Source organism: Nocardia carnea (assembly GCF_029868855.1).
GTDB classification, from domain to species: domain Bacteria; phylum Actinomycetota; class Actinomycetes; order Mycobacteriales; family Mycobacteriaceae; genus Nocardia; species Nocardia carnea_A.
In genome coordinates this window covers 1-7,711 of sequence record NZ_JARWOV010000057.1, presented here as the reverse complement: position 1 = coordinate 7,711, position 7,711 = coordinate 1, and the positions used below count along the sequence as shown (strand labels likewise).

The window sequence follows — 7,711 nt, the reverse complement described above, 5'->3', positions numbered from 1 at the left end:
GCCTATATCGCCGCGCCCGCCGCCGCCCCCGGGAGGGCCCCCCAATACGACCAAGCCGGGGAGGACCGGCCGGCCCCCCCCCCGGGGGGCCGGCCCCGGGTCCGGCTGGGCCGCCAGGAAGAAGACGGGGCCCCCCCCGGGGCCCCCCCCCCCCCCCCGCGGTCCCGGGCGCCGGGCTGGCCGGAGTTGAGAATCCTCGGCGGTGCGTTCATGCCCTACTCCATACCGGTGTCGTGCCGGCGTCGGCGCGGATCGCGGGTACGGCGGTGCGGCGCATACCGACGGCGGACAGTGCCTGGCCCCTGCTGTGGGCCTCGTCCCATGCATCGAGTATGCGGTAATAGGCGGCCTCGTAGCCCGCGCCGAGCTGGTCCACGCCGAAATAATCTTCGACACGGCGACGGCACGCATGCGGGTCGAGTTCGCTCGCTTTGGCGATGGCGGCAGGCAATTCGTCCGGATGATCGCAGATGATGCCGGTGACACCGTCCTCGATCACCTCCTCCACCGCACCGCCGCGCAAGGCCACCACCGGGGTACCGCAGGCCATCGCCTCGATCATCACGATGCCGAACGGTTCTTCCCAGCGGATCGGGAACAGCAGACAGCGCGCACCGGCCAGTAGTTCGCGTTTGGCGACCGCATCGGCTTCCCCGAAGATGTGGTCGGTATCGGTGAGCAGCGGTTCGATCTCCTTGGCGAAGAACGCCTTTTCCGGCGGCTCGTTGCATTTACCGGCCAGCACCAGTTTGATCCCGGCCTCGTGTGCCGCCCGCAGGGCCAGATGCGGCCCCTTGTAGGGGGCGTAGCGGCCGAGGAACAGTGCGTAGTCCTGCTTCTCGGTGCGGAACGGCCATTCGCTCGGACGCAATGCGTTGTGCACCCGGCCGATCCAGTTGAAACTCGGCGCCAGTTCCCGCTGCCGGTCACTGATCGCCACCAGGCGGGTGTGCTCGTCGAGAGCGCCGTAGTACTCCCACATATCGTTGTCGACCGGCCCGTGCACGGTGACCGCGGTCGGGATGCCCAGGTTCTCGTAGGCCGGGGCGTTCAGCGGGCCGGCGAACGTGTGGTCGTGGATGATGTCGATATGGCGGGAGCGGGCCAGTTTCTCCACCATGCGCCGCACCTTCAGGGCATTGACGACCTCGGGGAACGGGTCGCCCAGCCGATCGGCCTGGGTGGTCTCCCAGACCGGCACGAATTCCGCATCCGTACCGGGCTTTCCGGCGCCCAGCAGCGTCACCCGGTGCCCGCGCGCGACCAGGGTATCGGCGAGTTCGGCCACCACGGCCTCGACGCCGCCGTAACCGGCCGGGGGCACATCGAAATACGGTGGCGCGACCAGCACGATGTTCAACGGGTGGTTACGCCCGGCCCCGCCGAAGCGGGCGCGCCGGGGTTTTCGCGCCGGAGTATCCGATTCGGATTCCGCATTCGTGAATATGGTGCTCAACTTTCCTCCTCGTTTTGTGGCCGCACGACAGTTGTCGAGCGCCGCCCGGCCAATGGGTGGAGCTGATCAAGAACCATTCGTTGGGAGCGCGTGGAGCTATCGAAAGCACGCCGGAATATCCCGGCGGCCGGAATGAAGCGCGACATACGGGGCTGTTTCGCCTCCGCCGCGCGGGAATATCAATCGCCGTAACGGGCCGAACGGCCGGGCGAAATACCGAAAGCAGGCCGGTCCGGCGGCGCGGCGATGGCCAGGGTCGAGCCGGCGCGTCTGCGGACCAGACATTCGGGAGAACAGAGTCTGTGGATATCGTGGGCGCGCCGGGCCTGGCCCGGTGTCAAAGTGCCCGGATCCGCCGAGCAGTCGGCGATATTGGAGACGACTCCGTGTTCGGTGATGACATCGATTCCCGGCTCATGGACTTCCGCCGCTGCCGGCGTCGATGTGTACCCGATCCTCACCGTTACCTCCTGCACTCGTCGAGCTGGAGCAAACAGTTCCCGGCCACCGGAACTCCGCCGGCCGGTCTAGCCGATGGTGCCTGGGTCGAGCGGTGGAGCAGTGCGAATATCTCCGAACGTCGCCCATTCTACGCGTGCCGAGTTCTTACTTATATCTCGAATAATCCCAGTTCGGCATATACCTGGTTAATTCGCGCGTGCTGATATGTGCACGCGTTTCAGGTACGGACCGCATGGAGCACTTCCTGGTGTAGCGAATCCGCGCGTGCGGTGATTTCCGAGATCCGGCCCAGGACCTCGGCGAATGCCGCGGCGCGCTCGGCCGGAAGTGAACCCAGGTTGATCTCGATATTCAGTTGTGAGGTCACCGCGGCGGCCCGTGCGGCTGCACCGGCAGCGCCGATATCGGTGACTACATTCGGGTTTCCGATCGGCAGCAATTCGGCTGCGAGAGCCAGGACGCCGTCGGCCTCGTCGACCACGGCCGCCGGGATTCGGGCGGCTTCGAGCAGGGCCGCCTCGATCGCGGTGGCGCGCTCGGCCTTCTCGCCCTCGGACTCCTTGGGCAGCTTGTAGGCCGCGCCCACCGCGGTGAAGGCATCGGCGTCGGCATCGGCGAGGGCGAGCGCGCGCTCGCGGGTCGCGTCGGCTGCCTCGATGATCCGGTCGACGACCGGCCGGTTCTCGGCGTCCTTGGCCCGGGTGGTGTACCGCGCGACCATGGCGACCAGCGCCGCGCCCTGGGCCGCATGCAGTGCGGCGACCGCGCCGCCGCCCGGTGCGGGCACCTTCGCCGCGAGTTCGCCCAGGTAGTCGCCGATGGGCGACCCGCCGAAACCGGCGCCGGTGGGCTGGGGCGATTGGGTGGGCTGCGACACGATCAGGCCTTTCTCGACACGGTAGCTCGAAGTTAGCTGCACTGCGCACGGGCTTACTGCCCTCAACCTACCGCGTCCCCCGGCGTGGCCGGTGCCGGGCCACCCCGTAGCCGGGTTTATGTTGAGGGCATGCGGATCGGATTGAGCATCAATTACTCGGGCGGCTTCACGGAAGCCGCGGCCGAAGTGGCCGATTTGGAACGGGCCGGCCTGGATATCGTGTTCGTCCCCGAGGCGTACTCGTTCGACGCGGTGAGCGCCCTGGGCTACCTGGCGGCCAAAACCTCACGGCTGCAACTGGCCTCAGGAATCATGCAGCTCTACACCCGGACACCCACGCTGACCGCGATGACCGCGGCCGGGCTCGACTTCGTCTCCGACGGTCGCTTCGTCCTGGGCCTGGGCGCCTCCGGCCCGCAGGTCATCGAGGGTTTCCACGGCGTTCCCTACGACGCGCCGATCGGGCGTACCCGCGAGCTCGTCGAGATCTGCCGCAAGGTGTGGCGCCGGGAACGGCTCACCTACCAGGGCAAGTACTATCAGATCCCCCTGCCCGAAGGTGTGGGCACCGGGCTCGGCAAACCGCTGAAATTGATCAATCACCCTGTCCGCGAACGTATCCCAGTGCTACTGGCCGCGCTCGGCCCGAAAAACGTTGCGCTCGCCGCGGAGGTCGCCGAAGGCTGGCAGCCGATCTTCTTCCTGCCCGAACGCGCCGACGCTGTCTTCGGTGACGCGCTGCGCGCGGGTGCGGAACGGCGCGACCCCGAACTCGGCCCGCTCGATATCTACGCCGGTCCGGCCCTGGCGATCGGCGAGAACGTCGAGCCGCTCCTGGAGTTCGTCAAACCCATGCTGGCGCTCTACATCGGCGGTATGGGAGCCAAGGGCAAGAACTTCTACCACACCCTCGCCACCAAGTACGGGTACGGCGCCGAGGCCGACCGGATCCAGGAGCTGTACCTGGCCGGGAAGAAGGACGAGGCCACCCAGGTCGTTCCCGACCAGCTGGTTCGCGATGTCTCGCTGATCGGCCCGGCCGGATACGTCAAGGAACGTATCGCCGCCTTCGCCGAGGCCGGAGTCACCGTGCTCAATGTCGCCCCACTGGCGGCCACCCCGGCCGATCGGGTCGCGCTGATCGAACAGCTGCGCACCCTCTGCGACTGATATCAGCCCCGGCCGGGTGCGGCGCGGCGGATGTTCTCCCCGCGCCCTGCCGAGGCCCCGGAATCCTGTCTTATCGCCGCTGAGCCGGCGGCGGACGCTCAGCAGCCGCAGCCGGCGCGTGGAGCGTCCGCATGTCCGGGTCACGGCGCCGTAGCGGCAGAGGCTCCGCTCGAATCCGGGCGGGATGGATTCGGCCGACCCGGAACGCTGCGACCGGATCTCCGGGGCGGTGGATTCTCGGAATCGCCGGTTATGACAACACGGCGGCGCCGCGGCTCCCGGCGATCGCCGGTCGAGCCGGGCGAATCGCCGGAGCGGCGGTAGGGGTCAGGCGCCTCGTACGCTCGCGAGCGCGTCGCCCAGGGTGGAATGCAGGTCGAAGACCTGGTCCAGTGCCGTCATCTTCAGCTGCCGGCTGGTGGCCGGCCCCTCGGCAACCAGTGCGATGGTGGTTTTGTCTCCGGCGCGCTGATGTGCGGCGACCAATGCGGCCATCCCGGCCGAGGCCAGGAAGCTGACGGCCGCGAGGTCGATGACCAGGTGATCCGCTCCGGAATCGAGCGCCGCGTCGATCGCGGTTTCCAGGGCGGGTGCCGTGGCGAGATCGACCTCGCCGGTCACCGTGAGCACGGTGACGCCGTCGTGGTCGGCGACCGCAGTCGTCATCGTATCCGTGAGTGGGTTCGCGTCCGGAGAAGAGTTCGTCACATCATCACAATCTGCCATGGGCCTCTCGATCTCGCTGCATCGTACCCCCGCGGGAGCGGTTGTTCGTTCCGCGCAGGGCGCTGGCCACCGGGAACGTGATCGCCGGCAGGGTCACCGACATCCGTACCCGGGTGCCGGGACCGGGATGGTCGATCTCGAGTTCCTCGGTGAGTGCCCGCATCATATCGATTCCCCGGCCCCGCGGGCCCGGATCCGTGGGGCGGGGCCGCCACGTCCCGGTATCGGTGGTCTCGATGACCACCCGGTCGCCCGCGCATTCCGCGGTGATCATCACTCGTTCGGTGTCCGTGGCACCGCCCTGATAGGCGTGTTCGATGCTGTTGCTGCACGCCTCGTTGGTCGCCGCGACCAGATCGGCGGTCAGATTGTGCGGGACCGCCGCGGCGGACAGCCAGGCTGTCAGAGAGCGGCGCAGCATGGTCAGCCGGTCGGGCCGGGCCGGGAGGTCCAATTTCAGCGGTTCCGGCGGCTGGCGGTAGACCACCATGGCGATATCGTCGTCGTATCCGCCGTCCGGCCGCAAGGCCGAAAGTACCGAATCGGCTACCTCGCGAGGTAGCTTCTCGGCCGTATCGGCCAGCGTTTCCGCGATCTTCGTGAAACCTTCGTCGATATCCTCGCCCCGGCGTTCCACCAGCCCGTCGGTGAACAACACCAGGGTCGATCCGGGCGGCAGCGGGGTGGTGGCCTCGGGGCGGCGCAGGGTTTCGAAGGTGGCCAGCGGAACCGACCGGCCGCCTTCGAGCAGCCGGCCGGTTTTGTCCACATCCGCCAGGATGGGCGGCATATGTCCGGCATTGCTGTAGCGGACCAGTCCGCGCACCGGGTCCAGGACTGCCGCGCAGACAGTGGTGCACAGGGCGCCGGGGATACGGGCTGCCACCGGATCCAGTTCGCTGAGCAACTGCGCCGGTCCGGCACCACGTAACAGCAGCGCCCGGGCGGCGGTACGGAGCTGGCCCATGACCACGGCCGCGGACAATCCGCGACCCACACAGTCGCCGACCACGACCCCGATCGTTCCGTCCGGTAGCGGTACCACGTCGTACCAGTCGCCGCCGATCTCGAGCGGCGGCAGCGCGGGTTCGTAGTGCACCGAGAACCGGGGCGGGAGTTCTATCGGGCCGAGCATGGCTCGCTGCAGGGTCAGTGAGGTCGAGCGGGCCTGATCGAAGTTGCGGGCCCGTTGTACGGCGAGACTGAGATGCCCGATGAGCAGCGAGAACAGTGTCCAATCCGCGGCGTCGACAACCCGCGGCACGGCGAACCGCAGCCACAGGGCGGCGTCTCCCGTCTCGCCCAGCGGCGCCACGATGCCCTCCGCGCTGCCCGCGCCCTCGGGGACGGCGATGAGGGTGCGGCCGGGGCGCAGGCGCGCGCGTTTGAGAATGGCCTCGGTCGCCGGTTCGAGTCCGGTGGCGCTTCCGTCCGCGGCCCCGGCGGGCGGTGTCCCGGAGACGTACACCTCCGGGGCCTGATGGGCGGCCCATACGGCCACCACAGCGGTTTCCGCGCCGACCGTGCGCCGTAGTTCATCGAGCCCCACCTCGAGTACCTCGGCCACCGTGGTCGCCGCGGCGAGAGCCGTGGCGAGGCGGTTGGCGGCCTGGTCGCGGGCCTGGGCGTCGTGTTCGGCGGTGACATCGCGGACTGTGCCGACGAAAATATGTTCCTCGCCGTCCGGTTTCACCAGTGCGCTAGTGCTCACCCCGATCCAGCGGCGGCGGCCGTCCCGGTGCTGGATCGGCACCACGAACCGGGACGCCTCGGTACCCAGATCGGGGTAGCGCGGTCCCTCCGGAATCGACCACGGGTGCGGTATCGGGTAGGGCACGCCCGGCGCGCCGTACCCGGTGAGCTCACCGAATGCCTTGTTGACCTCGATGATCGTGCCGCGGGCGTCGGCGACGAAGAATCCGTCCTGCAGCGATTCCACCAGGGCCGTACGGAATTCGTCGCGCCCGGCGAGGTCGTCGGCGCGGGAACGCTGCTGCTCGTAGCGGCGGGTGCCGTCGAGATAGCCGCGGGTGGCCACATCGAGGGTGATCAAGGTCTGTAGGAGGAATTCGAGCGCGTTCTCGGCCAGCGGGCTGTCGGCGCGGGCGGCCCCGGTGGGGGCGGGGGTTTCCGGCGCGTCCGCATCGATCTGGACCTGTTTGGCGACGCGGAAGTGGTGCTCGGTGAGGTCGAGCAGGCTGATGCCCTCGACGAGCGCGCGGCGGCCGAGTTCGTGCGCTTCGGCCAGCCCGTCGCGTTCGGGCGCGGCGAGGTGGCGGCGCAGAGCGTCGGCATAGGTGTCGAGGAACGCCGTCAGGATCTCGCTCATGGCATGCCCCGGCGGGTCATGACGCTTCTTTTTCGTGGGCGACACCGCGGACCCGGGCGGCGAGCACCAGTGCGTCATCGGTGTCCTTGGCATGCCGGTCCACGAGTTCGCGGGCGATATCCGCCGTCGACGCGGCCAGGTCGATCCCAGCATCCGGTTCGACCACCACACCGTCGGTGGACATGAGCAGCAGATCGCCCGGCCGCACCGGTACCGTCTGCGGCTGCAGGTTCGGCGGCAGCCGGTAGCCGACGATCCCGCCGCTCTGCAATACGGTGGCGCTGATCTGGGGTCCGGTGGGTCCGACGGTGACCACCTGGGAATCCACATTGCCGACGCCGAGCCACTGCGCTTCCTGCGCGCTGAACAGCGCCAGCGTCACTGCCGCGCCGCGGGTATCCGACATCGCCCGATGACACAGCGCCATCAGGACATCCAAGGGTTCGGCACGGTTCTCGCCGAGAACCCGGGCCGCCCGATCGACCCCGGCGGCCCCCGCCGTGCCCAGGCCCAGACCCACGCATACCGCGAAAAATAAAGAGCCCGTAACGGTCTACCCGTCACCGCCGCCATCCAGGCCAGCGCCACGGCCAGCAGCGCCTGCCCGGTGACCAGTAGGATCCGGGGGCCGACGCGGTCGATCACCAGTCCCGCGAGTGGGGCCACCACCATCGGCGCCATGGTCCACGGC

General features: G+C 68.7%; 8 protein-coding genes. 1 reads left to right on the top strand and 7 read right to left on the bottom strand.

Annotation, left to right across the window (positions count from 1 at the left end; genetic code table 11):
* Positions 1–208: 208 nt before the first annotated feature.
* The 3 genes from QH195_RS04965 to QH195_RS04955 all read right to left on the bottom strand — a co-directional run bounded on the left by QH195_RS04965 (position 209) and on the right by QH195_RS04955 (position 2,795).
* Complete coding sequence (locus QH195_RS04965; RefSeq protein ID WP_280425175.1) at positions 209–1,360, bottom strand: glycosyltransferase family 4 protein; 1,152 nt, start codon at positions 1,358–1,360, stop codon at positions 209–211.
* A gap of 275 nt (positions 1,361–1,635) precedes the next feature.
* Positions 1,636–1,917 carry a hypothetical protein gene (locus QH195_RS04960; protein ID WP_280434466.1) on the bottom strand — a complete coding sequence of 94 codons (282 nt, stop codon included), beginning with the start codon at positions 1,915–1,917 and terminating at the stop codon, positions 1,636–1,638.
* Positions 1,918–2,135: 218 nt separating this feature from the next.
* A complete protein-coding gene (locus QH195_RS04955) occupies positions 2,136–2,795 on the bottom strand; it encodes a cyclodeaminase/cyclohydrolase family protein (protein ID WP_280425145.1) in 660 nt (219 codons plus the stop codon).
* A 129-nt stretch (positions 2,796–2,924) separates the two neighbouring features.
* On the opposite strand from QH195_RS04955, the gene QH195_RS04950 reads away from it, so the two are divergent.
* The gene (locus QH195_RS04950; protein WP_280425144.1) at positions 2,925–3,965 is read left to right on the top strand and encodes an LLM class F420-dependent oxidoreductase; all 1,041 of its coding nucleotides are present in this window, start codon (positions 2,925–2,927) and stop codon (positions 3,963–3,965) included.
* Between the two features lie 327 nt (positions 3,966–4,292).
* Here QH195_RS04950 and QH195_RS04945 read toward each other — a convergent pair whose 3' ends face one another.
* The 4 genes from QH195_RS04945 to QH195_RS04930 all read right to left on the bottom strand — a co-directional run.
* Complete coding sequence (locus QH195_RS04945) at positions 4,293–4,631, bottom strand: STAS domain-containing protein (RefSeq protein WP_280434467.1); 339 nt, start codon at positions 4,629–4,631, stop codon at positions 4,293–4,295.
* Between the two features lie 46 nt (positions 4,632–4,677).
* Complete coding sequence (locus QH195_RS04940) at positions 4,678–7,020, bottom strand: SpoIIE family protein phosphatase (RefSeq protein ID WP_280425143.1); 2,343 nt, start codon at positions 7,018–7,020, stop codon at positions 4,678–4,680.
* A 16-nt stretch (positions 7,021–7,036) separates the two neighbouring features.
* Positions 7,037–7,447 (bottom strand): stage II sporulation protein M, encoded by a 411-nt coding sequence (locus tag QH195_RS04935; RefSeq protein ID WP_348537341.1) that lies wholly within the window; start codon positions 7,445–7,447, stop codon positions 7,037–7,039.
* A partial coding sequence (locus QH195_RS04930) for a hypothetical protein (RefSeq protein WP_280434464.1) occupies positions 7,447–7,711 on the bottom strand: 265 nt, incomplete at its 5' end. The genes QH195_RS04935 and QH195_RS04930, both read right to left, overlap by 1 nt.